The 24,168-nt window shown below is 55.7% G+C and carries 19 protein-coding genes and 3 tRNA genes; 3 read left to right on the top strand and 19 right to left on the bottom strand.

Annotated features, from left to right (window positions below):
• Nucleotides 1-64 precede the first annotated feature (64 nt).
• The 3 genes from fusA to recG form a co-directional block, all read right to left on the bottom strand.
• Nucleotides 65-2,143, bottom strand: a complete 2,079-nt coding sequence (gene fusA, locus FX155_RS02865; protein ID WP_308664570.1) for an elongation factor G — start codon at nt 2,141-2,143, stop codon at nt 65-67.
• 190 nt (nt 2,144-2,333) lie between these two features.
• Entirely contained in the window at nt 2,334-3,062 is a 729-nt protein-coding gene (locus FX155_RS02860) for a TVP38/TMEM64 family protein (RefSeq protein WP_022488101.1), read from the bottom strand.
• A gap of 157 nt (nt 3,063-3,219) precedes the next feature.
• Nucleotides 3,220-5,283, bottom strand: coding sequence for an ATP-dependent DNA helicase RecG (gene recG, locus FX155_RS02855; RefSeq protein WP_022488100.1), 2,064 nt, complete (start codon nt 5,281-5,283; stop codon nt 3,220-3,222).
• Between the two features lie 119 nt (nt 5,284-5,402).
• On the opposite strand from recG, the gene rpmB reads away from it, so the two are divergent.
• Entirely contained in the window at nt 5,403-5,594 is a 192-nt protein-coding gene (gene rpmB / locus FX155_RS02850) for a 50S ribosomal protein L28 (protein ID WP_012937850.1), read from the top strand.
• A 59-nt stretch (nt 5,595-5,653) separates the two neighbouring features.
• Here the strand turns inward: rpmB and FX155_RS02845 are convergent, their stop codons facing one another.
• From FX155_RS02845 to FX155_RS02805, 9 genes are all read right to left on the bottom strand, one after another.
• The gene (locus tag FX155_RS02845) at nt 5,654-6,085 is read right to left on the bottom strand and encodes a zinc-ribbon domain-containing protein (protein WP_154487740.1); all 432 of its coding nucleotides are present in this window, start codon (nt 6,083-6,085) and stop codon (nt 5,654-5,656) included.
• Nucleotides 6,086-6,098: 13 nt separating this feature from the next.
• Nucleotides 6,099-6,581 (bottom strand): PTS sugar transporter subunit IIA, encoded by a 483-nt coding sequence (locus FX155_RS02840; protein WP_022488098.1) that lies wholly within the window; start codon nt 6,579-6,581, stop codon nt 6,099-6,101.
• A gap of 81 nt (nt 6,582-6,662) precedes the next feature.
• The gene (locus FX155_RS02835) at nt 6,663-8,735 is read right to left on the bottom strand and encodes a polyribonucleotide nucleotidyltransferase (protein ID WP_022488097.1); all 2,073 of its coding nucleotides are present in this window, start codon (nt 8,733-8,735) and stop codon (nt 6,663-6,665) included.
• Nucleotides 8,736-9,044: 309 nt separating this feature from the next.
• Nucleotides 9,045-9,485 carry a Fe-S cluster assembly sulfur transfer protein SufU gene (gene sufU / locus FX155_RS02830; protein WP_022488096.1) on the bottom strand — a complete coding sequence of 147 codons (441 nt, stop codon included), beginning with the start codon at nt 9,483-9,485 and terminating at the stop codon, nt 9,045-9,047.
• A gap of 19 nt (nt 9,486-9,504) precedes the next feature.
• Nucleotides 9,505-10,725: an aminotransferase class V-fold PLP-dependent enzyme gene (locus tag FX155_RS02825; protein WP_022488095.1), complete on the bottom strand. Its 1,221-nt coding sequence runs from the start codon at nt 10,723-10,725 to the stop codon at nt 9,505-9,507.
• Nucleotides 10,688-11,812, bottom strand: coding sequence for a SufD family Fe-S cluster assembly protein (locus FX155_RS02820; RefSeq protein ID WP_022488094.1), 1,125 nt, complete (start codon nt 11,810-11,812; stop codon nt 10,688-10,690). Before FX155_RS02820 ends, FX155_RS02825 begins: the two co-directional genes overlap by 38 nt.
• A 16-nt stretch (nt 11,813-11,828) precedes the next feature.
• Nucleotides 11,829-13,190, bottom strand: a complete 1,362-nt coding sequence (gene sufB, locus FX155_RS02815) for a Fe-S cluster assembly protein SufB (RefSeq protein WP_195839602.1) — start codon at nt 13,188-13,190, stop codon at nt 11,829-11,831.
• Nucleotides 13,191-13,311: 121 nt separating this feature from the next.
• Nucleotides 13,312-14,049: a Fe-S cluster assembly ATPase SufC gene (gene sufC, locus FX155_RS02810; protein ID WP_012937842.1), complete on the bottom strand. Its 738-nt coding sequence runs from the start codon at nt 14,047-14,049 to the stop codon at nt 13,312-13,314.
• 625 nt (nt 14,050-14,674) lie between these two features.
• Nucleotides 14,675-16,075 carry a GntP family permease gene (locus FX155_RS02805; RefSeq protein ID WP_154487738.1) on the bottom strand — a complete coding sequence of 467 codons (1,401 nt, stop codon included), beginning with the start codon at nt 16,073-16,075 and terminating at the stop codon, nt 14,675-14,677.
• 179 nt (nt 16,076-16,254) lie between these two features.
• Between FX155_RS02805 and FX155_RS02800 the strand changes: the two genes are divergently transcribed.
• Nucleotides 16,255-17,247 carry a helix-turn-helix transcriptional regulator gene (locus tag FX155_RS02800; protein ID WP_022486607.1) on the top strand — a complete coding sequence of 331 codons (993 nt, stop codon included), beginning with the start codon at nt 16,255-16,257 and terminating at the stop codon, nt 17,245-17,247.
• Between the two features lie 163 nt (nt 17,248-17,410).
• Here FX155_RS02800 and FX155_RS02795 read toward each other — a convergent pair.
• From FX155_RS02795 to polA, 7 genes are all read right to left on the bottom strand, one after another.
• Nucleotides 17,411-17,497, bottom strand: a tRNA-Leu gene (locus FX155_RS02795).
• A 51-nt stretch (nt 17,498-17,548) separates the two neighbouring features.
• Nucleotides 17,549-17,634: transfer RNA gene (locus tag FX155_RS02790), tRNA-Leu, on the bottom strand.
• Nucleotides 17,635-17,664: 30 nt separating this feature from the next.
• A tRNA-Leu gene (locus tag FX155_RS02785) sits at nt 17,665-17,751 on the bottom strand.
• 54 nt (nt 17,752-17,805) lie between these two features.
• The gene (locus tag FX155_RS02780; RefSeq protein ID WP_022486911.1) at nt 17,806-18,405 is read right to left on the bottom strand and encodes a lytic transglycosylase domain-containing protein; all 600 of its coding nucleotides are present in this window, start codon (nt 18,403-18,405) and stop codon (nt 17,806-17,808) included.
• Nucleotides 18,406-18,548: 143 nt separating this feature from the next.
• Entirely contained in the window at nt 18,549-19,136 is a 588-nt protein-coding gene (gene coaE / locus FX155_RS02775) for a dephospho-CoA kinase (RefSeq protein WP_022486912.1), read from the bottom strand.
• A 9-nt stretch (nt 19,137-19,145) separates the two neighbouring features.
• The gene (gene mutM / locus FX155_RS02770) at nt 19,146-19,967 is read right to left on the bottom strand and encodes a bifunctional DNA-formamidopyrimidine glycosylase/DNA-(apurinic or apyrimidinic site) lyase (RefSeq protein ID WP_154487737.1); all 822 of its coding nucleotides are present in this window, start codon (nt 19,965-19,967) and stop codon (nt 19,146-19,148) included.
• A 9-nt stretch (nt 19,968-19,976) separates the two neighbouring features.
• On the bottom strand, nt 19,977-22,595 hold the full coding sequence (gene polA / locus FX155_RS02765) for a DNA polymerase I (RefSeq protein WP_154487736.1): 2,619 nt from the start codon (nt 22,593-22,595) through the stop codon (nt 19,977-19,979).
• Nucleotides 22,596-22,915: 320 nt separating this feature from the next.
• Between polA and FX155_RS02760 the strand changes: the two genes are divergently transcribed.
• Nucleotides 22,916-24,109: a PLP-dependent aminotransferase family protein gene (locus FX155_RS02760; protein ID WP_022486915.1), complete on the top strand. Its 1,194-nt coding sequence runs from the start codon at nt 22,916-22,918 to the stop codon at nt 24,107-24,109.
• Nucleotides 24,110-24,168: the final 59 nt, after the last annotated feature.

Here is a 24,168-nt window from a genome sequence, read left to right as displayed (position 1 = left end):
CCTTTCAGTTTACACAAAAACCGGACCTCCGGCAATGGCCGGCAGGTCCGGTAAACGCATATTTTTACTTTTTGGCGGCTTCTGCCTTGGCTCTGGCTTCAGCAATGATCTTGTCCGCCATCTTGGGAGGCACGTCTTCGTAATGGTCAAACTTCATTTCGAAGGTCCCGGTCCCCTGGGTCAGGGCCCGGAGATCCACAGCGTAATCCAGGATTTCCGCATAGGGCACCTGGGCCTTTACCACAGCCCGGCCGTCTTCTGCAGACTGCATCCCCAGGATCCGTCCCCGTTTGCTGTTCAGGTCGGAAATAATGTCCCCGGTCATCCGTTCGTCACAATACACATCCAGGTTGTAATAGGGTTCCATCAGCACAGGCTTGGACTGTTCCGCCGCTTTCTGGAAGGCCATGTGGGAAGCCACTTTGAAGGCCATTTCCGAAGAGTCCACCGTATGATAGGACCCATCCAGCAGGGTGATCTTCAGATCCACCACCGGATATCCGGCCAGGATCCCGTGTTCCATGGATTCCTTCATGCCCTTTTCCACCGCCGGGATGTACTGCCGGGGCACGGCACCTCCGAAAATCTTGTCCACGAACTCAAAACCGCTTCCCGGAGGCAGAGGTTCCATTTTGATGACCACATGGCCGTACTGGCCGTGGCCCCCGGTCTGTTTCTTGTATTTGCCTTCCACTTCTGCAGAACCCCGGATGGTTTCCCGGTATTCCACCATGGGCGGTTTCAAAACGGCTTCCACCCCGAATTTCCGTTTCATCCGTTCCATCAGGATGTCCAGATGCTGGTCTCCCATGCCGCTGATCAGAGTTTCCTTGGTCACCGGGTTCCGGCTGACGATAAAGGTAGGATCTTCGTCCATGAGCTTGTTCAGAGCCGCCGCAATTTTGTCCTCGTCCCCTTTCTTTTTGGGAGCGATGGCCCGGCTGTACATGGGCAGAGGGTATTCAATGGGTGCAAACTGCACCGGTGCCTCCTTGGCACTCAGGGTATCCCCGGTCATGGTGAACTGGAGACGGGAGATCACCCCGATATCCCCGGCGGTAATGGCCTTCATGGGGATCTGGTTCTTGCCCCGGAGGGTACAGATGGCCCCCACCTTTTCCATTTCATCCCGGCTGGCGTTATACACAGTGCTGTCGGCGTTGATAACCCCGGAGAACACCCGGATGAAGCTCATCCGTCCCACAAAGGGATCGGAGGTGGTCTTGAACACCAGAGCGGCCAGCGGTGCGTTGGAATCCCGCCGTTCCACTTCTCCGGTTTTCAGGTTGGTTACATGGTATTCGTTCAGGATGGCCGGGAAGGTATAGTCCACAATGGCGGACAGGGTCCGGCCCAGGCCGATGTTCTTGAAGGCGGAGCCGCAGAGCACCGGGAAGATGATTCCCTGCCGGATGCCCTTCACCAGACAGCTCATCACTTCTTCATCGGAAATGGTTTCCCCTTCCAGATACCGTTCCATGATTTCGTCATCGGCTTCGACCGCCGCTTCCACCATTTTGTCATGGGCATCCTGGACCCATTCCTTCAGATCAGCAGGGACCTCGATTTCGTCGGCCCCGTTGCCGTTGCCCCGGTAGGCCTTCTGGTTGAACACGTCGATGACCCCGCAGAAATCCGCTTCCTTGCCCAAAGGCAGTTCCAGAGGCAGGATCCGTTTCCCGATCTTGGCCCGGAGATTGTCCAGGATATTGTCGTAATCAGCGTTTTCCCGATCCATTTTGTTCACGAAGATCAGCCGGGGCAGACCTGCTTCTTCCGCCAGCTTCCAGCACTGTTCCGTCCCGATCTGGACCCCGCTGGTGGCGCTGACCACGATCAGCACGCTGTCCACCGCCCGGAAGGCCCCTTTCACTTCCGCCACGAAATCCGCAAACCCCGGGGTATCGATGAAGTTGATCTTCACATCCCGCCATTCCACCGGTGCCAGGGTGGCGCTGACAGAAACCCCTCTTTTGATTTCTTCCGGTTCAAAGTCCGTAGTGGTCTGGCCGTCTTCCACCTTGCACATCCGGCTGATGGCCCCGCTGCGGTAGAGCAGAGCTTCCGTCAGGGAAGTGGTGCCTGCGCCTCCATGACCTACGATTGCCACGTTTCTGATTTTATCACCTGTATACTCTTTCACTGTACAGCCCCCTTTGTTCCGTATGGTGCAGGAGGTACCGCTGCCGAAACAGGGTCCTCAACAAGTCTGATGGTACTCTTTTTCGGGGAAAGACAGCCTTTTTCCTGCTTTTTACAGAAAACTTTTGAAATTCTCCCAAAAGAAAAAGGAATGTGTAACGATAGATACACATTCCTTCTGCAGCTCTTTCTCAGGCCCGACGTTTCCGGTACCGGCTGTACAGCAGCGTTCCGTAGACCAGGAGCACCAGAGTCACCAGGATGGCCAGCCGGTCCATATGCTGGCGGAAATGGACGATGTCGTGGCCCACCACCACTTCCAGGGCCGTGGAGGGCAGTTTCCCGATAAAGGTGGCAATCACATAGTCCCGGAACTTCATCCGGCTGATGGCTCCCAAGCAGGTGAGGATCCCGGAAGGGAAATAGGGCAGGGTCCGTGCCAGTGCCATGGCCACCAGGCCGTTTTCACTGCTCATCTCGTCCAGTTTCTGGAGATTGTTGCTTTTGGCAATGACGGTTTCCGCTGTGGACCGGAGGAAATACCGCATAATGAGGAAACTGAGAATCACCCCCACGCTTTCCGCGGACCAGGATACCAGGATCCCCACCGGCAGCCCGAACACCACCCCATTGGCCGTAGACAGGAAAATGGAGGGAAGACAGCCGGCGGCGTTGATGAACACATCCAGCAGGAAACTGATGACTACGGCCCAGGGGCCGAAGGAGCGGAGAAAGTCCACGGTTTCCTGGATGTTCCCACCCCGGGCCAGGTGGACGATCTGGTGATAGAATCCGGGGTCCAGAAAATGGATCAGGACCAGGACCCCCAACAGCCCGGCAAAAGCCAGAAGTTTGAAAGTCCGTTCCGAACAGCGGTCTTGGGCAGGATATTGCGGTTGTGATTGTACAGGTGCTTCCATGATACGGCTCCTTATGACAAAATCAATGAAAGGTCAATAGTGGATTTTATTTATTATAGCCGGAACTTGTTACAGAAATGAAAACTGCATGTAAAGAAAGGTGAAAGAAGGGGGCCGCTGACAGCGAGGGGAGCTGCACGCAACGTGCAGCTCCACCTTATGCATTGAATATCCTCTCGAACCGTCCGTCGAACTGGGTGGTGGCAGCGGCGCGGATCACTTCCTGGGCCGTGTCCGGGTCTCCCATGGCCCACTGGGCCGCTTTCCGGGCTTCCACCAGGGTATCCGTATCCCGGAGGATGTCCGCTATGTACAGGTCGCTGAGGCCGTGCTGGCGCAGGCCGAAGAACTGGCCGGCCCCCCGGAGTTCCAGATCCTTTTCCGCCAGCAGGAACCCGTCGCTGCAGCTGCGCATGATCTGGAGCCGTTCCAGGGTCACCGGATTGGTGGAAGCGGTAAGCAGCACGCAGTAGGACTGGGCGCTGCCCCGTCCTACCCGGCCCCGGAGCTGGTGCATCTGGGCCAGGCCGAACCGGTCCGCTCCCTCGATGACCATCAGTGTGGCATTGGGCACGTTCACCCCCACTTCCACCACCGTAGTGGTGATCAGCACCTTGGTTTCGTTCCGGGCGAAACTTTCCATCACCGCATCCTTTTCTTCCGGCTTCAGACGGCCGTGGAGGAGCCCGCAGGGGATCCCCTTCAGATAGGTGGAAGTCAGTTCCTCGTAGAGTTCTTCCGCCGCCTTGGCGTCCACCCCTTCGCTTTCCTCGATCAGGGGGCACACCACATAGGCCTGGTGGCCTTCCTGGATCTGATGGACCATCCCCTGGTACACTGCCGGCCGTTTGTCCTCGGTGTAGCACAGGGTCCGGACCGGTTTCCGTCCCGGGGGCATTCCTTTCATCAGGGACACGTCCAGGTCCCCGTACACGGTGAGAGCCAGAGTCCGGGGAATCGGGGTGGCGGTCATCACCAGCACATGGGGCGCATACTGGCTCTTGGCCTGGAGTTTGGCCCGCTGGGCCACCCCGAACCGGTGCTGTTCGTCCGTAATGGCCAGGGCCAGGGAATGGAACACCACCTTGTCCTGGATCAGGGCGTAGGTCCCCACCACTGCCTGGATGGAGCCGTCTGCCAGGCCTTCCAGCACCTGACGGCGTTTTTTGGCAGTCAGGCCTCCGGTCAAAAGGGCCGTCCGGATTCCGGCCGGTTCCAGCACCTTCTGCATTTCCTGGTAATGCTGTTCCGCCAGGATCTCTGTAGGAGCCATGAGACAGCCCTGGTAGCCGTTTTCCACTGCTTTGGCCAGGGCCAGAAGGGCCAGGGCCGTCTTCCCGGAGCCTACATCCCCCTGGACCAGCCGGTTCATGGGTTCCGGGCTCTGCATGTCGTCGTCGATTTCCTGCCAGGCTTTTTTCTGGCTGTCGGTAAGCGCAAAGCCCAGACCTTCCCGTACCTTCTGCACCAGCTCTCCGGACCGGGCCATCTTGATGCCCCGGCTGTCCTTCTTGATTTCCACCCGGTGATGGAGCAGCCCGCACTGGAGAAAGAACAGCTCTTCAAAAATCAGCCGCTGCCGGGCCTTTTCCAGCAGTTCCGGACTTTTGGGAAAGTGAATGTTCTCCAGGGCTTCCAGCCGGGGCAGGAAATGCTTGGCCTGGAGGATCTTTTCCGGCAGGCACTCCGGCAGTTCCTTCCGGGCCAGGGCCAGAGCCTGGCGCACCGCCCCCCGGACCTGGTTCTGGGTCAGGCTGCCGGTCAGGGCATAAGTGGGCAGGATGCCGGGGGCCTCCGCCTTTTCATCCTTTACATGGGACAGACTGGCGCTGGTGACACTTTTGGCGGTGCGGCCCAGGTTCACCTTGCCGATGACCAGCACCTCATCTCCGGTATGGTACACCCGGGTCATGTAGGTCTGTGCCCCGAACAGGACGATTTCCGCAAAGCCCGTGCCGTCCCCCAGGGTAATGGTGGCGTATTTCATGTTCCGGGCACTCCGCCGGTTGTTCAGCCGGACGATGGTCCCCCGGAACAGCTGCATTTCCCCACCGGTGGTCAGTTCTCCGATGGTCCGGATGTGGGAATAATCCAGATAGCAGCCCTGCCGGGGAAAATGATTCAGCAGGTCGCCGATGGTCTCTACGTTGATATTTGCGAATTCCAGGGCCTTTTTGGGCCCGATGCCTTTGAGTTTGCTTACAGGTTCCTGCCACCACATGGTCATTTTCTCCTTTTCTCATGGTTTTCTACTTGCAATTATAATCCAATTTGTGTTAAAATAGCTACATTGAGTTTTAAAAATAAAGCATTGCCTTATAACTTGAAGGAGGTGGGACCATGGCATGCATCTGTGAAATCTGCAACAAAGGTGAGCTGTCCGGCAACAACGTCAGCCATTCCAATAGACATGTAAAACGTTCTTGGAAACCTAACGTTCAAAAGGTTAAAGCGGTGGTAGACGGTGAAGTGAAGAGCATCAACGTGTGCACTCGCTGCTTACGTTCCGGCAAGGTAACCCGCGCCATCTAAGCTATAGGTTACAACATAAAAAAGCTGACTGCTTCGGCAGCCAGCTTTTTTGTTTCTCTCTACAGCTTCGCCCCGCAGAAGGGGCAAAAGGCCACGTTTTTGGGCAGCGCTGCATGACACTGGGGACAAATCCGCTGATCCAGGTAAGCCTGGGCCTTTTCCTCGAACAGGGCCACAAATTTATCCGTTTCCCGGTTCTGGGGCTTCAGGCTGTACACTTCCATGCGTTTTTTGTGGATGTCCACGATTACATTGCAGCCCTGTTCCAAAGGCTGTACGGCAAAAACGATTTCCTTCCGTTTGGGTTTCCCGAACAGGAAGGATTTTTCTTCCGACACCAGGGAGCCGTTCAGCAGCATCCCGGCATCATCCTGTTTTTCGATTTCCACTTCCATTTCCCGGCATACCTGAAGCCCCAGTTCCCAGGCCACTGCCGGTGCCAGGTTGTAGACCTGTTCCACAAAACTTCCGCCGCTGCCGTTTACTTTCATGGTTCCTTCCCCCTCAGTTCAGGGTAATGGTCAGGACAATGTCCTTACCGGCCGCCACCGGTCCTGACTGTGCCTTTTCCATCTTCCCCACCTTATCCCCATTGGTGATCACCATGGGGGTAGTCAGATTGCAGCCGCAGCTTCCCAGTTTCTCCCGGTCGAATTCGATCAGAGGCTGGCCGGCCTTTACCTTGTCCCCGGTTTTAACCAGGGCCTTGAAGCCCGCCCCATTCTGGGCCACCGTATTGAGTCCCACATGGAGCAGGATTTCCAGTCCGTGGCCTTCCGTGAGGGCAATGGCATGGGCCGTATCCGGCACATAGGAAATGGTTCCGTCACAGGGGGCTGCCAGCCGTCCTTCTTCCGGCCGTACCGCCACCCCGTCTCCCAGCATTTTCTGGGCAAAAGCCTTGTCCGGCACCTGATCCAGGGACACCAGTTCCCCGGTCAAAGGAGCCAGCAAGGTCACTTTCGTCTTTCTGAAAAACAATCCCATAGTATGATCTCCTTGTTTCCTGTGTGTACCATATTATTGTAACATGAAAAAAGGGGTGCTGCACAGCAGCACCCTTTTTTCTTATTTCAAGCAGGCTTTCCGGGACAGGTTCAGCCGTCCTTTGGAGTCGATTTCCACCAGCTTCACGACGATTTCGTCGCCTACGCTGACTACATCTTCCACTTTTTCCACCCGTTCCTTGGCCAGCTGGGAAATGTGCACCAGCCCTTCCCGGCCGGGCATGAATTCCACAAAGGCCCCGAAGTTCATGATCCGGGTGACTTTGCCGGTGTACACCTTGCCCACTTCCGGTTCTGCCGTGATGTCCTGGATGGTCTTGATGGCCGCATCGGCGGATGCGCTGTCGGCGGCGGCAATGTACACGGTACCGTCATCGTTGATGTCGATCTGGGCACCGGTATCTTCCACGATCTTCTTGATCACCTTGCCCCCAGGTCCGATGATGTCTTTGATCTTCTCCGGGTTCACCTTAATGGTGGTGATCTTGGGTGCGTATTTCTTCAGCTGCTTCCGGGGTTCGGAGATGCATTCCAGCATCTTGCCCAGGATGAAGGCACGGCCTTTCTTGGCCTGGGCCAGGGCCGCCTGGAGGATGTCTTTGGTCAGGCCGTCCACCTTGATGTCCATCTGGATGGCGGTGATACCCTTGGAGGTACCAGCTACCTTGAAGTCCATATCCCCGTTGGCGTCTTCCAGGCCCTGGATATCGGTAAGGATGGTGAAGTTTTCTCCTTCCTTCACCAGGCCCATGGCCACCCCGGATACCGGAGCTTTAATGGGCACGCCGGCATCCATCAGGGACAGGGTGCTGGCACAGGTGCTGGCCATGGAGGAAGAACCGTTGGATTCCAGCACTTCAGAAACCAGCCGGATGGTATAGGGGAATTCCTCTTCCGAAGGAATCACCGGCAGGAGAGCCCGTTCCGCCAGCGCCCCGTGACCGATTTCCCGACGGCCCGGGCTGCGCAGAGGTTTGGTTTCGCCCACACTGTAAGGCGGGAAGTTGTAATGGTGGATGTACCGTTTCTGGATGTCCCCGGCCAGGGTTTCCAGGTTCTGGGCTTCCCGGAGCGGAGCCAGGGCCAGGCAGTTGAGCACCTGGGTCTGTCCCCGGGTGAACAGGCTGCAGCCGTGAGGACGGGCCAGGAGCCCCACTTCACAGCTGATGGGACGGACTTCATCCAGGGCACGGCCGTCCGGACGGATCTTGTCCACGGTGATGATGTGCCGGAACACCCGTTTCACCAGTTTGGCCACCACATGGGCAATATCGATTTCATTGTCCGGATACAGTTCCGTAAAGTGGGCCAGGATTTCCTCCTTGGCTTCGCTGACCATTTTGTCCCGGTGCAGCTTGTCCGGATCCATCAGGGCATCGTGGATCTTGGGTTCCCCATAGGCTTCGATTTCCTGGGCCAGTTCTGCGGGGGGAGTGTAGACTTCGAAGTCCATTTTGGGCTTGCCCACTTCGGCCTGGATCTTTTCCTGGAATTCCACCAGTTTCTTGATTTCGCCGTGCGCAAACCAGATGGCATCCAGCATCACTTCTTCAGAAACTTCCTTGGCGCCGGCTTCCACCATCAGGATGGCGTCTTTGGTACCGGCCACTGCCAGGTTCAGTTCGCTGACCTTGGCCTGTTCCACAGTGGGTTCCACAATGAACTGGCCATCGATGAGGCCTACCCGGACCCCGGCGATGGGGCCTTCAAAGGGGATATCAGAAATGGACAGGGCACAGGAAGCGCCGATCATGGCCGGAATGTCCGGGGCATTGTCCGGATCCACGGAAACTGCCGTGCACACGATCTGTACATCGTTGTGGTAGCCGTCCGGGAACATAGGCCGAATGGGCCGGTCGATGAGCCGGGACGTGAGGATGGCCGTTTCTGCCGGCCGCCCTTCTCTCCGCAGGAACCCGCCGGGGATCTTGCCCACTGCGTACATCTTTTCTTCGAAATCCACTGTCAGCGGGAAGAAATCCACCCCTTCCCTGGGGGTATCGGTACCCGTCACAGCCACCACTACAGCCGTTTCGCCGTAGCGGACCAGAACAGCGCCATTGGCCTGTTTGGCAATCTTCCCCGTTTCAATGGTAAGGGTCCGACCTCCAAAATCCGTGCTAAAACTATGCATCCTCTGCATCCTCCTTATGTTTCACTCTTGACATTATGGGTAGATTATACTACACCAGCGGGGAAAAAGCTATAAAAAAGAGGGCTTTGCCCTCTTTTGTCAATTGTCAACAGTCAATTGTCAATGGCTAAATGATAAAATTTGCCAAAGCAAATTTTTGAATATGGTATACCAACCTTTTCAAAGAATACTTGTTTCCTCATCAAATATCCTATGGATTGCCAAATAAAAAAGAACCCGTCCAACAAGGCGGGTTCTTTTCTCTGGCAATTGACCATTGACAGGGCCATTGTGCTGCGAAACAGCACCTTATTTATTCTCTTCCTTCTCCAAAGCATCCTTCAGGGTATGCCAGGCCAGGACGGCGCATTTTACCCGGGCGGGCATGTTGGAGATATTTTTCAGGGCGATGGCGTCGTCCAGTTCTTCCAGTTTCCCGTCATCGGTTTCTTCCCGCTTGATCATGGCCAGGAACAGATCCACCAGACGGAGGGCTTCCTTGACGGATTTCCCCCGGATCAGGTCGATCATGATATCCGTGGAGGCCTGGCTGATGGCGCAGCCGTGGCCGGTGTAGGCGGCATCTTTGATGATCCCGTCCTGGATATCCGCCTGGAGGGTAATGTCATCCCCGCAGCTGGGGTTGTGGCCGTGTTCCTGGAGATTGTGGGGATCCAGCTCATGTTTGTTGGCCTGGTCCTGGTTGTGCTCCAGAATAATGTCAGAGTACAGTTGGTTCATGTCTTCCATTATCATTCACCTGTTTCCATCAATCTTTGAAGCCCATGACTTTCCGGACTTCCGGCAGTTTGGACAGGAAGTAATCCACTTCTTCCAGGGTATTGTAGATATAGAAGCTGACCCGGTTGGAAGCTTCCACATGGAGATGAGCTCCCAGAGGCTGGGCACAGTGGTGGCCGCTGCGGATGGCAATGCCGAAGCTGTCCAGGATGGTAGCCGCATCGTGGGGATGGACCCCGTCGATGGTGAAGGAGATCACCCCTGTCTTTTCCTTGGGATCGGTGCTGCCGATAATGTGGATGTGGGGCATTTTCAGCATCCCTGCCAGGCACCGGTCGGTCAGCTCCCGTTCGTGTTCTTCCACCTTATCCATGCCGATGTCATCCAGGTAGTCGATGGCCGCATGGAGGGCCACGGCTCCTTCCACGTTCTGGGACCCGGCTTCGAACTTGTAGGGCAGTTCATTGAAGCTGGTGGTCTGTTCCTGGACGTATTCGATCATGTCCCCACCCAGCAGGAAAGGTTCCATTTCTTCCAGCAGAGCCTTTTTCCCGTACACCACACCGGTGCCGGTGGAACCCAGCATCTTGTGGCCGGAGAATACATAAAAGTCGCAGTCCAGATCCTGGACATCGGTCTTCATGTGAGGAGTGGACTGAGCCCCGTCCACAATGGCAATGGCCCCCACTTTGTGGGCCCGTTCCACCACTTCCTTCACCGGCCGCACCATGCCCAGCACGTTGCTCACCGCAGCAAAGGAAACAATCTTGGTCCGTTCATCGATCTTGGCCAGATCCTCTTCCGTAAAGTGCCCGGTTTCATCCAGGTACATGTAAACCAGTTCCGCTCCGGTCTTCCGGCAGGCTCTCTGCCAGGGCACCAGGTTGGAATGGTGTTCGGAAATGGGGATCACCACTTTATCCCCCGGTTTCAGATGGGTTTCCCCGTAGCTCCGGGCAATCAGGTTCAGCCCTTCGGTGGAGTTCCGCACAAAGATCACTTCTTCGAAGTGCTTGGCGTTGATGAACTTCCGGACTGCTTCCCGGGCCTGATCATACAGTTCCCCGGCTTCGATGGACAGCACATGGGCCCCCCGGTGAGGGTTCCCGTTGTGATGTTCCAGCAGATCCACCATGGCGTGGATCACCTGATAGGGCTTCTGGGTGGTGGCTGCATTGTCCAGGTACACCAGAGGATGTCCATTGTGGACTTTAGTCAAGATGGGGAAATCTCTGCGTACATTTATCATGGCAATTTCCTTTCTGGTGGCAGAACTGCATCTTCGTCCGTACAGCCTGGAGCGCCTTGTTTTCCAGTGTTTCATCTCCCAGCTGGTCGATGACAGGACGGATGTTGCTTTCCACGATGATCAGCTGGGCCCCGGCTTCATTGAAGCCCCGGCTCATGAGATAGAACAGCATGTCCTGGTCGATCTGGCCGGAACTGGAAGCATGGTTGCCCACCACATCGTCCTCCTTGCACAACAGCAGAGGCACGGAAATGGAGTGGACGCCTTTGTTCAGCAGCAGGCACACGTCAGATTCGTTGCCCACCGCCTTCTTGCCGCCCCGGAGGAAGTCGATGGTCCCCCGGAAATATTTCCTGCTGGTGCCCATAAGGGCCCCGGTGGTCAGGATATCCGTATCGGTCTTGCAGCCCTTGTTGGGCACCCAGTAGGAGTAGTCGAACAGCTGATCATCGCTGCCCAGATACATGGAAGCGCTCTTGAACCGGGCTTCATCATGATCCAGGTCCGTGCGGACATACACCAGGTTCTGATGGCCCCCCACTTCGGCGCTGACGAACTTCACCTGGGATTCTTTCCCTTCCCGGGTCAGCCGCTGGTCGATGTGCCGGACCTTCTCCCCATGGATTTGGACCTTGCTGATGGTAACCTGGGCGCCGTCTCCGGCTTCCACAAACTGGAGCAGGTTCACCAGCCCGTTTTCTCCGTCACCGTCAAACAGTTCATACACATGGAGACGGCTGTTCTTCCCGGCCTGGATCTTCAGCTGGCCCACCAGGCGGGGCACATCCTCGGTGACTGTGTAGGTGACCCATACAGAGGCTTCTTCCCCATCGGCCACCGTAACGCTGCAGTTCACATTGCCGCCTTTTTGGGCTTCTGCCAGGGCTTCCCGGCTGGCTCCCTGGAAATCTCCCAGATCCGGCAGCCGGTTTCCCTCATAGGTTTCCACCTGGACGTTCCCTTCCTGGCGCACCGCCAGTTCCACCGGTTTCAGGTCCTGGGCCGCCAGGGGATCCAGTTCCAGATGGTTCACTTTCATCCACCGGAAGGTGGGACGCGGAAGTTCATTGAATTGTTCTTTGGTCATAATCTCCGCCTCCCTTTTACATGGAACCTTTCAGTTCCAGATTGATCAGATTGTTCATTTCTACAGCATATTCCAGAGGCAGGGCCTTGGAAACAGGGTCCACAAAGCCCCGTACCAGCATGGCCCGGGCTTCGTCCTCACTAAGGCCCCGGCTCATCAGGTAGAAGATGGCTTCGTCAGAGATCCGGCCGATCTTGGCTTCATGGCCCAGGTCCACATTGTCGTTCTTGATCACAATGGCCGGAATGGTATCGGACTGGGACTGTTCATCCAGCATCAGGGATTCGCAGCTTACGTTGGATTTGGACCCTTCGGCACATTCGTTGATCACCACGCTGCCCCGGTAGATGCACACCCCGCCGTCCTTGGAAATGGACTTGGAGTTAATGTTGCTGGTGGTGTGGGGAGCATTGTGGACCACCTTGGACCCGGTGTCCAGGTACTGACCCTTGCCGGCAAAGGTGACCCCGGTGAATTCACAGTGGGCCCCTTCCCCGTTGAGGATGCTCATGGGGTACAGGCAGGAGGTGTGGGACCCGAAGGACCCGGTGACCCAGTTGATGGTACCGTTTTTCCCTACAATGGCCCGTTTGGTGTTCATGTTGTACATGTTCTTGGACCAGTTTTCAATGGTGGAATAGGTCAGGGTGGCGTCATCCCCGATGAACAGTTCCACCGCCCCGGCGTGGAGGTTGGCCACGTTGTACTTGGGGGCGGAGCAGCCTTCGATGAAATGGACCTTGGCGCCCTTTTCCACAATGATCATGGTATGTTCGAACTGACCGGCTCCCGGTGCGTTCAGCCGGAAATAGCTCTGGAGGGGAATGGACACGTCCACCCCTTCCGGCACGTACACAAAGGATCCGCCGGACCATACTGCCCCGTGGAGGGCGGCGAACTTGTGGTCCGTGGGAGGAATCAGCTTCATGAAATGCTTCCGGACAATGTCTTCATATTTTTTCACAGCCGTATCGAAGTCGGTGTAGATGACACCCTGCTTTACCAGTTCGTCCTGGATGCTGTGGTACACCACTTCGGAGTCATACTGGGCTCCCACCCCGGCCAGGGAGGTCTTTTCCGCTTCCGGGATTCCCAGACGGTCAAAGGTGTCCTTGATGTCTTCCGGCAGATCGTTCCAGTTGGCACTCATCCGGGCATTGGGGCGTACGTAAGTGACGATGTTGGCCATATCCAGGCCGCTGATGTCCGGACCCCATTCCGGGTAGGGGATCTGATAGTACAGATCCAGGGATTTCAGACGGGCATCCAGCATCCACTTGGGTTCATTCTTCTTGGAAGAAATCTCCCGGACCACATCAGGAGTCAGGCCGGCTTCCGTCTTGTATTCGTGGTTGGAGTCCTTCTTGAAATCATACATATTGCTGAAATCCGTCAGGGCGTCAATGGTCTTCCGTTCCTTCTGGAGTTTCTGTTCGTCAGCCGCGGTTTCCCGGGCCAGCGTATCTTTTTTCTCTTCCGTCATTCTGCTCACCCGCCTGTTATTTCTTGTAAGCGTCGTAGCCGTTGGCTTCGATTTCCCCGATCAGGGAAGCATCGCCGGTCTTGACGATCCGGCCGTTGATCAGCACATGGACCACATCCGGATGGAGCTTCTGGAGGATTTCGCTGTGGTGGGTGATGATCAACAGGGAGTTGTTTTCGTCATGATACTTGTTTACAGCCTGGGAAACGATCCGTACCGCATCCACGTCCAGACCGGAGTCGATTTCATCCAGCAGGGTCAGTTTCGGTTCCAGCATGCACATCTGGAGAATTTCATTTTTCTTCCGTTCCCCGCCGGAAAAGCCGTCATTCACATACCGTTCCGCATAGCTCCGGTCCATGGACAGAGCGTCCATTTCCTGATGGAGTTTTTTCCGGAAGGGCATGATCCGCTGTTTTTCCCCGGAAATGGTGCCCTTGGCATTGCGGATGAAGTTTTCCACAGTGATCCCCTGGACGGAGATGGGAGCCTGGAAGGCCATGAAGATCCCGGCCTTGGCTCTTTCATTCACCGGTTCATGGGTGATTTCCTTGCCTTCAAAATAAATGTGGCCTTCGGTCACAACGTATTTGGGGTTGCCCATAATGGTGTTGAACAGGGTGGATTTGCCGGCACCGTTGGAGCCCATGATCACATGAGTTTCGCCTTTGTTGATGACCAGATCCAGGCCTTTCAGGATTTCCTTACCTTCAACGGCAACTTTCAATCCTTCCACGCGTAATAATTCACTCATACTAACCTCTCCTACCCACAGGCCCTTCAACGCCTGTGTACTGAATTTGTATCTTGCTGTATCTTACCGCTCCGGATCCCTGCCCTGCGCATGGGAACGGGTCCGGGGGAAATAAGAATAGGGATCGGATTTCCGGTTCTACTGTAATCAAAAAATATTCACCTGAAATCCTTTCCCTATTATAAATGATTTTCTCCAGTTCCACAATATATCATAGTGCAAACAGGGGAATTTTTTTGTGATTTTTGAAAAGGTTTTTGTTACGGGTGAAACAGAAAAAGGGGGTGTGAGAAAAAATCCACACCCCCGGTCGCAGGTCGCGACCCGCGACCAAAAGGGGATGTTGCATGTTCTGTGCAACACCCCAGGTCTCATGAGCCGCATAGCGGCTCGGTCTCGAGTCTCTAGTCTCGAGCCGAATGAAAAATTTGCAGGAAAATTTTTGAACGTATTAAATCTGACCCGTTCTCGATGAGATATCCGTTTCTATATCCAGTACGACCCTGGTTCTGTACCTTCAAAAGAACCTGGCTGAAGGACAGGTTCTATCCAATGGCCCGAGACTCACAACTGGAGACCCGAGACCTCAAAAAGGGGCTGTTGCATATGCAACAGCCCCTTTTGCTTACCCCAGAATCAGATACAAAATATACACATTGATCATAGCGGCAATACCGGTTACCAGGGTTCCCATGGTCTGGGCCCGGTAGCCGTCCTGGACCTCCATGTCCCCGAAGTTGGTGACCACCCAGAAATAGGAGTCATTGGCATGGGACACGGTCATGGCACCGGCGCCGATGGCGATAACCGTCATGGCGGCCATCATGGGTGTACCCAGTCCCAGGGTCCCCATCAAGGGCGCCATGATCCCGGCGGTGGTGGTAATGGCCACAGTGGAAGAGCCCTGGGCCGTCTTCAGGATGGCGGACAGCAGGAAGGGGAAGAAAATCCCCAGGTTGGCCAGAGTGTTGGAATTGGCTTTGATGAAGGCCACCATGCTGGTGGAGGCAATGACCTTGCCCAACACCCCGCCGGCGGCGGTGATGAACAGGATGGGTCCCACCACTTTCAGGGTATCATTGGTAATATCGTAGAAAGCCTTCATTTTGTCCGGAATGGTGCTCTGCATCAGCACCAGGATCCCCAGGAGCACACCCACGCTGATGGCGATGATGGGAGTCCCCAGGAAGGTGATTACGTCCGTTTTGGTGCCGGCCATGGCCATGGCACTGGACAGTCCCATGAGGATGATGGGGACCACAATGGGAGCAAAGCTCATGAACGCACTGGGCAGCTGGCCATAGCTTTTAATCAGGTCTTCATAGGTCTGCTGGGTTTCAGCCGGGTCGGCACTTTCCGCCCGTTCTTCCTTGGATTTCACTTTGGTGCCGATGTAGTTGGCATAGAAGTACGCGGCGATCATGGGCAGGATGGAGGACGCGGTGCCCAGCCCGATAATCAGGATCAGGTTGGGTTCCAGGCCCATCCCTTCATAAATGGTGTTGGCGGCTGCAATGGGCCCCGGTGTGGGCGGAATGAAGCAGTGGGAAATATACAGCCCCATGGACATGGCCACGGCGGTGGCTACGGCAGAGCAGTGGGTCCGGCGGACCAGCGCCTTCCGGATGGGGTTCAGGATGACGAACCCGCTGTCACAGAACACGGGAATGGATACGATCCACCCCATGATCAGTACGGCCAGACTGGTATTGTTCTTCCCTACCAGACGGACCACACAGTCGGCCATTTTCAGGGCCGCCCCTGTTTTTTCCAGAATGGTGCCGATCAGGGCCCCCATAATGATCACAATGCCGATGCTGGTAAAGGTACCGGCGAATCCGGCACTGACCACATCAGCAATCCCCAGCACTTTCCCATGCTTCACCAGAGGAATCCCGCCGATCAGGCCGAAGATCACGGAAACTCCCAGGATTGCCAGGAAAGGATGGATGCGGAATTTGGAAATGGCTATGATCATAACGATAATGGCAATGACAAAAGCAAAAATCAACGGTAAGCCTGTCAATTTCCTCACATCCCCTCAAAGTATTTTGAATATTTCGGCCTCTCGCCTTATAGTATACGCTGTTCGCTAAAAATGTAAACGGTATTTTTTCTAATGGCCACTCTCTTTTCTTCTTTTATCTGTTCCCTTTTCTGCCCAGAAAGGGTATGATAAAAGAAAAAGCCCAGGGAGGATGTGCCATGACCAAAGGGATCAACCAGAAACTGAAAATGCTCTATCTGGAGGAAATCTTCGAAAAGGAAACTGACGACGACCACAGTCTCACCCTCCAGGAAATCACGGAAAAGCTCCATGAAAAAGGCGTCAACGCAGACCGGAAAACCCTGTATACGGATTTTGAAGAACTGCGGAATTACGGCCTGGACATCATCTGTTCCAACGACGGACGGAACTGCGCCTATCATCTGGGGAACCGGCGGTTCCAGATCCCCGAGCTGAAGCTGCTGGTGGATTCCGTCCAGGCGGCCCGGTTCCTGTCCGACGAAAAGTCCCACAAGCTCATCGGCAAGCTGGAAGGGCTGGCCAGCCGGGAACAGGGGAAAAGTCTCCAGTGCCAAGTGGTGATCGCCGGACGGGTCAAGACCCCCAACGAGACTGTTTACCTGACTGTGGACCGGCTCAACCAGGCCATCAATGCCAATGTCCAGGTCCGGTTCCACTACAACCGGTGGAATGCCAAAAAGCAGCTGGTGCCCCGGAACAACGGGAACTGGTTCCAGGTCAGCCCCTGGCTGCTGATCCTGTCGGAAGAAAACTACTACCTGGCCGCCTACTATGCGGAAACCGGGGAAATCCGCCACTACCGGGTGGACAAGATCACGGACCTGGAACTGCTGGAAGGCCAGCCCCGGGAAGGACAGGAAGCCTATGACCAGCTGGATATCCCCAAATACACCGATGTGCATTTCGGCATGTTCAACGGAGAACAAACGGAAGTGGAGCTGAAGATTCACAATGAGAAAGTGGGGATCTTCATCGACCGGTTCGGTCAGAACATCATGCTGGTCCCGGATGGACCAGATCAGGTACGGCTTACGGTAAAGGTGGACGTAAGTGCCCAGTTCCTGGGGTGGATCATGGCCCTGGGCCCGGGGGTGGAAATCACCCGGCCGGAATGGGTCAGGGAAAAGATGGCCCAGGAAGCGGAGCGGATTTTGGGAGTGTATAAGTAGAGGGGGGGCGCCAGGCGCCCCCTCTTTGTCAACAGTCAGCGGCCGAAGGAAGGCAAATGCGCCCCATTTGCCTTTGAACAGAAAGAGCGGGCCGGGGTACGCCCGTCCCGTTATGCAACAACAAAAAAAGCACGCTGTTTCCACAGTGTGCTCATTCTTTGAATGGTGCGGGCAAGAGGAATTGAACCTCCACGGGGTTGCCCCCACTAGCTCCTGAAGCTAGCGCGTCTGCCAGTTCCGCCATGCCCGCATATGAAATTTGTTGTCGAGCCCTCTCGCTTTTCCCCCGGTATTGGAAAGTTGGTGCGGTTGGCGGGACTTGAACCCGCATGAGGTTTCCCTCACCAGCCCCTCAAGCTGACGCGTCTGCCTTTCCGCCACAACCGCAAAGTTGTGTGATTGCTGAGGTGAAAAGTTTGGTGCGGGCAAGAGGAATTGAACCTCCACGGGGTTGCCCCCACTAGCTCCTGAAGCTAGCGCGTCTGCCAGTTCCGCCATGCCCGCTTGTCTGTTTCTCAATCGGCAACAAAGAAATAATACCACAATCAGGAATCTTCGTCAATAGTTTTTTAATGTTTTTTTATATAAATTTTGGTAGTTGTCCCTGTCGTTCAAAACCTTCTGCACATAGGCCCTGGTATCACTGAAGGGGATCTGGGCAGGATTGTTGAAATCATAATCCCATCCATAATCCTTCATCCATTCCTTCACCGTGCCCCGGCCGGCGTTGTAGGCGGCCAGCATCAGCACCTCATTGCCGTGGAATTCGCTTTCCAGTTCCGCCAGGTACCAGCAGCCGAATTTGATGTTCAGCTCCGGCTTCAGCAGCATGGAATCCCGGAAATTGGGAAAATCCGTGCATTTGGCGATCCAGGCCCCGGTTTCCGGGGTGATCTGCATAAGTCCCATGGCTCCGGCTTTGGACTGTGCCTCCGGTTTGAAGTTGCTTTCGTTTTTGATCACAGCCACCGCCAGGAAGGGATCCACCCGGTACTGGGCGCTGTACAGATGGATTTCCCGGGCATAAGGCCAGTTGTAGACGAACTTCCGCTGGGCAGTATCCGTCTTCCAGCCAAAATACCCAGCCACCATCAGCAGCAGGAACACCAGCACCACCGGCAGACACCCGGGCCGCTTTGTCTTTCTCTTCCGTTCCAAAACAATCCCTCACAATAAATCTATCTTCCGCGCTCTTCCGGAAAAGTCCCTGCTCTTCCGGAAGGCGTCCATTTCTTTTTTCCTACTATCATATCAAATCTGCCGGCGGTGTTTCAACTGTTCTTTGCAACATTACGGCAAACTCAGAGAGAGAGCCGGTCCAGTTCCCGGTCCACCTGCCGGTACAAATCTTCCAAGGTACCCCGATTGTCCAGCACCACCTGGGCCTGTTTCCGTTTTTCTTCCAGGGACAGCTGCTTCCGGATCCGGTCTTTTACCTCTTCCCGGGTCATGCCGGACCGGGCCATGGCCCGGCGGATCTGCTCCTCTTCCGGAATATACACCAGCCATACGGTATCCGTCACCTTTTCCCAGCCGCATTCCAGGAGGAGAGGGGCATCCAAAATCACCACGGGGTCCTGCCGGTGGGCAGCCAGAAAAGCATCCCGTTTTTCCTCCACGGCCCGGTGGACAATGGCATTCAGCTGCCGGAGCACCGCCGGGTCATGGAAGGCCAGCCGGGCCATTTCCTTCCGGTCCAATTCCCCTTTCTCCGTCAGGATGGCCGGCCCGAAAACCTCCACCAGTTGCCGGAGACAGGGGGATCCGGCCTTTTCCACTTCCCAGGCGGCCGCATCCGCGTCGAACACCGGGATTCCCTTTTCTTTCAGATAGGCACTGACCGTGCTCTTCCCGGAAGCAATGCCTCCGGTGAGTCCGATTACCTTCATGGTTCCTCCTTATTTCTGGCACCGGGGACAGTAAACACTGCCCCGGCCGGCCACTTTGATCTGCTTCAGCAGGGTACCGCAGTGTTTGCAGGGCAGGCCCTTCCGATGGTACACCTGGAGATACAGGCTGTTGTCCCCCATGTGCCCGTCCGCATCCTGGTAGTTCCGGAAGGTGGTACCATGGTGTTCCAGCCCCTGGCGGATCACCCCTTTGATGGCCATAGCCAGAGCTTCCCAGTCCTTCCGGGTCATCCGGTTCACCCGGCGGGTGGGGCAGATCCCGGCAGCAAACAGGGCCTCATCGGCATAGATGTTTCCCAGGCCGGCAATAATGGTCTGGTCCAGGATGAAGGCTTTCACTACGGCGGTCTTTCCCCGTGCCTTTTCCCGGAGATACTCCGGAGTCAGAACCGGATCCAGAGGCTCCGGTCCCAGGCTTTCGTACCCTTTGTCCTTCCATTCATCTTCCCCCACCAGGGCTGCCACTCCGAAGGTACGGATGTCACTGAAGTACAGGTTTTCGTCTCCGGACAGATAAAAAGCCATCCGGGTATGGGGCGGTTCCGGAGCGGTTTTGGGCAGGGCCAGCAAAGCTCCGGTCATCCGGAGATGGATCAGCAGCCAGTCCCCTTTTTCCAGGTCCAGCCGCAGGTATTTTCCCCGGCGCTCCACTCCGGTGAACCGGGCTCCCTGGAGCTTTTGGACAAAAGTTCCCGGATCCGGATGGAGGATCATTTTGGGCAGATCCACCCGGACCTTTTCGATGGTTTTTCCTGTTATATGAGGAAGCAGGCTGATCCGTACCTGTTCCACTTCCGGCAGTTCCGGCATGGTTCCTCCTTACTTGGCCTGAGCCCAGTTTTTCCCGGTGGCTACATCCGCCACCAGGGGTACCGCCAGTTCCACCGCGTGTTCCATGGTGTCCTTGACGATTTGGGCCACCTGGTCCTTTTCTTCTTCCGTGACTTCCAACACCAGTTCGTCGTGGACCTGGAGCAGCACCCGGCTTTTCACCTGGGCTTTCTTCAGGTTTTCCGCTACTTTCAGCATGGCCACCTTGATGATGTCCGCCGCCGTTCCCTGGATGGGAGTGTTGATGGCAGTCCGTTCCGCAAAGCTCCGGCGGTTGAAATTCTTGGCGTTGATGTCCGGCAGGTACCGGCGGCGTCCGAACAGGGTCTCCACATAGCCCATTTCCCGAGCCTTCTGTTTTTCCCGTTCCATATAATCCTTCACCCCGGTGTACCGGGCAAAATAGCTTTCAATATACTGGGCCGCCTCTCCCCGGGGCACCCCCAGCTGCCGGGCCAGGCCGAAATCGCTGATCCCGTAGATGATCCCGAAATTCACAGTCTTGGCCTTGCTCCGCATGTAGGGTGTCACCTGGTCCAGAGGCACCCCGAAGATTTCCGAAGCGGTCCGGGCATGGACATCCTGGCCGTGACGGAAGGAATCCAGCAGCAGTTCATCCTGGGCAATGCTGGCCATCACCCGGAGTTCCACCTGGGAATAATCGCAGCTCATGAGCAGATCGTAATCTTTCCCGGGCACGAACATTTCCCGCATCCGTTTCCCCACTTCTGTCCGGGTAGGGATGTTCTGAAGGTTGGGTTCCGTGCTGGACAGCCGGCCGGTCACTGTGGCCATCTGGTTGAAATGGGTGTGGATCCGGCCGGTGGCCGGGTTGATCAGGGGATGGAGACCCAGGAGATAAGTAGACAGGAGTTTGGACAGCTGCCGATATCTGATCAGAGTCTCGATGATGGGATGTTCCCCCTGGAGAGCTTCCAGTACCGACACATCAGTGGAATAGCCGGTCTTGGTCTTTTTGATAACGGGCAGCCCCAGTTTTTCAAAGAGCAGGGCCCCCAGCTGTTTGGGAGAATTCAGGTTGAACTGTTCCCCTGCCTGGTCAAAAGCCTGCTGTTCCAGAGCCTGTACCTTTTTGGTCATTTCTTCGGTGACTTCGTCCAGCATGGCCTGGTCGATGGTGATCCCGTTCCATTCCATTTCCGCCAGGTTTTCCGTAAGGGGCAGTTCGATGGTTTCATAGAGCCGGGTAAGTCCCCGTTCCTGGAGCCTGTCCCGGAGCACCGGCACCAGGGCCGCTGTATCCTGGGCGGCTTCTCCGCTGGCCGCCGAGAGGAATTCTTCTCCCAAACCCTGGATCCCGTAGCTGCTGGCTCCCGGTTCATAAAGATAGCCGGCCAGGGAAGGATCGTCGGTGACTCCCTGAAGGGCTTTCCCTTGTCCCATCATATATTTGTACAGCTCCTTGGGATCTGCCACCGCCTTGGGCAGATCCGGATTCTCAAGAAGTGCCAGCACCGCCTGTTTCCCCGCCTGTTCCGGGTGGAAGACATAATGCTTTCCGGCAAAGACCAGGTCCAGCTGTTCCAGCCGCTGGCTGGGCAGATTGCCCTGGAGAACATAGGCCAGGGCCACCTGGTCCCCTTTGGCCCGGATTTCTTCCACCAGCCTGTCTCCCTGGGCATCGTCGCTGATTTCCACCCTTTCCAGGGTATCTGCAGCTACCGGCTGACCGAACAGGGACAGAGGATCATCGTTGGCCCCTTCCGTGCCTGCTGCGCAGCCCAGTACCGGTACGAACCGGTCCCACAGGTTCTTGAACTGGAGTTCCTGCATCAGTTTCCGGCTTTCTTCCGTCAGACCTGTGAGAGGATAGGCCGCCGGATCCTTTTCAATGGGTACCTGGAGACAGATGGTGGCCAGGTCTTTGGACAAAAGGGCCTGATCCCGGTTGTTCCGGAGCTTCTCCTGAAGGGCTTTTCCCTTCACTTCTTCCGCATGGTCCAGGGTGTTTTCCACGGTGCCGTACTGGGCAATCAGCTTCAGGGCCGTTTTGGGGCCCACTCCCGGTACCCCGGGGATGTTGTCGCTGGTATCCCCCATGAGCCCTTTCAGGTCGATGATCTGCCGGGGTTCCAGTCCCTGGTATTCTTCCCCGAAGGCCTTTTCGTCATAGACGGCAATATTGGAAATCCCTTTTTTGGTGAACAGCACCTGGACATTGTTTTTGATCAGCTGGAATTCATCCCGGTCCCCGGTGACGATCCGGACCTGGACACTGTCCGGAGCCCCGCTGGACAGGGTGCCGATAATATCATCCGCTTCGTAGTTGTCCACTTCCAGGGTGGGGATCCCCATGGCCTGGAGCAGTCGGATGGACAGAGGGAACTGTTCCTTCAGTTCCGGAGGCGTAGCCTTCCGCTGGCCCTTATAGTCCGGGAATTTTTCCGTTCGGAAGGTTTTCCGGGATTTGTCGAAAGCCACCAGCATGTAGCTGGGTTTGATCTCCTGGAGCAGCTTCAGGATCATATTGCACAGGCCGTACACCGCCCCGGTGTTGACCCCTTTTTTATTGGTCAAAGGCGGCAGAGCAAAGAAAGCCCGGTGGATCAGACTGCTGCCGTCAATAAGAAGGAATTTTTCGTCCATTGCGCACCATCCTCAGTGTTATTCTAATCATATTATTATACCATATTTGAAAGGGACAGGGGGAGCTGTTGCGGGGGCAGCAGTTCCCGTCAACGGTCAGCGGCCGTTGCCTGCTGATAAATCCATACTACATTACTGTATTTTTTCTATTCTTCTGTTTTTGTATAGAACTGTACAGAAATAACTCTTTAGGACTTTTGTATACAATATATTAAATGCATTTTCTTGACGGTAAAAATCAATAGTGATAGCATTTTCTAGGATACAATGAAATTGGTACTGTCCTGAAAAGACAGCTGATTTTGGGGGAGGTTTTTATTATGGAATACAAATTTGCCAAACGGATGGCCGGGATGCAGGCTTCTGCGGTCCGGGAAATCCTGAAAGTGACCCAGCGTCCGGAAGTGATTTCTTTTGCCGGGGGGCTGCCGGCACCGGAACTGTTCCCGGTGGAAGAAATCGGCAAGGTGTGTCAGGAAGTCTGCGCCGCTGAAGGCCACAAGGTGCTCCAGTACGCCACCACAGAAGGCCGTCCCACCCTCCGGGCCAAGATTGCCGACCGGATGAACCGGAAATACAAATCCCATCTGAAAGCGGAAAACATCCTGATCACCACCGGCTCCCAGCAGAACCTGGACATGGCCGGGAAGATTTTCTTTGACGAAGGGGATGTGGTGCTGATGGAAAGCCCCACCTACCTGGCTGCCATCAATGCCTTCAAGGCCTACCAGCCGGTGTTCAAGGAAGTCCCCACTGACGAAAAGGGCATGATCCCGGAAGAACTGGACAAGATCCTGGCGGAAACGCCCCGGGCCAAACTGATCTATGTGATCCCGGATTTCCAGAACCCCACCGGCATCTGCTGGAGCCTGGAACGGCGGCAGAAATTCATGGAAATCGTCAACAAATACAATATCCCGGTGCTGGAAGACAATCCCTACGGGGAACTGCGCTATGAAGGGGAAACCCTCCCCTCCCTCCAGAGCATGGACACCAAAGACCTGGTGATGGCCATGGGGACCTTCTCCAAGACCTTCTGCCCGGGGCTGCGGATTGGCTGGCTGGCCGCTCCCACCACCCTGATGAAGGAATTCGTCAAGGTAAAACAGAGTGCCGACCTGCACACCTCCGCCTTTGACCAGGCCATCATCGACCGGTACATGGATGAATACAGCTTGGATGACCATGTGGCGGAAATCAACAAGCTGTACAAGCACCGCCGTGACCTGCTGCTGAAGACCATGGAAGAAACCTTCACCGACGGCACCACCTGGACCCATCCGGAAGGGGGCCTGTTCCTGTGGCTGACCTTCCCGGAAGGGGTCAGCGCCCGGAAGGTGTTCGACAAGTGCATCGAAAAGAACGTGGCCGGTGTACTGGGCGAATTCTTCTACCCCAACATCAAGAACGACCGGCACATGCGGATCAACTACTCCAACATGCCTGATGACCGGATTGTGGAAGGGGTAAAACGGATGGCTGAAGCATTGAAGGAGATCAAAGAAGGGAAGTAAAAAATGGGGCTGTTGCATAAGCAACAGCCCCATTTTTGGGTCGCGGGTCGCGAATCTTT

The sequence above is a fragment of the Acidaminococcus fermentans genome, assembly GCF_009696675.1.
Taxonomy (GTDB): Bacteria; Bacillota; Negativicutes; order Acidaminococcales; family Acidaminococcaceae; genus Acidaminococcus.
Note: the sequence above shows the minus strand (reverse complement) of the source record. Positions and strands in the feature narration are given on the sequence as shown.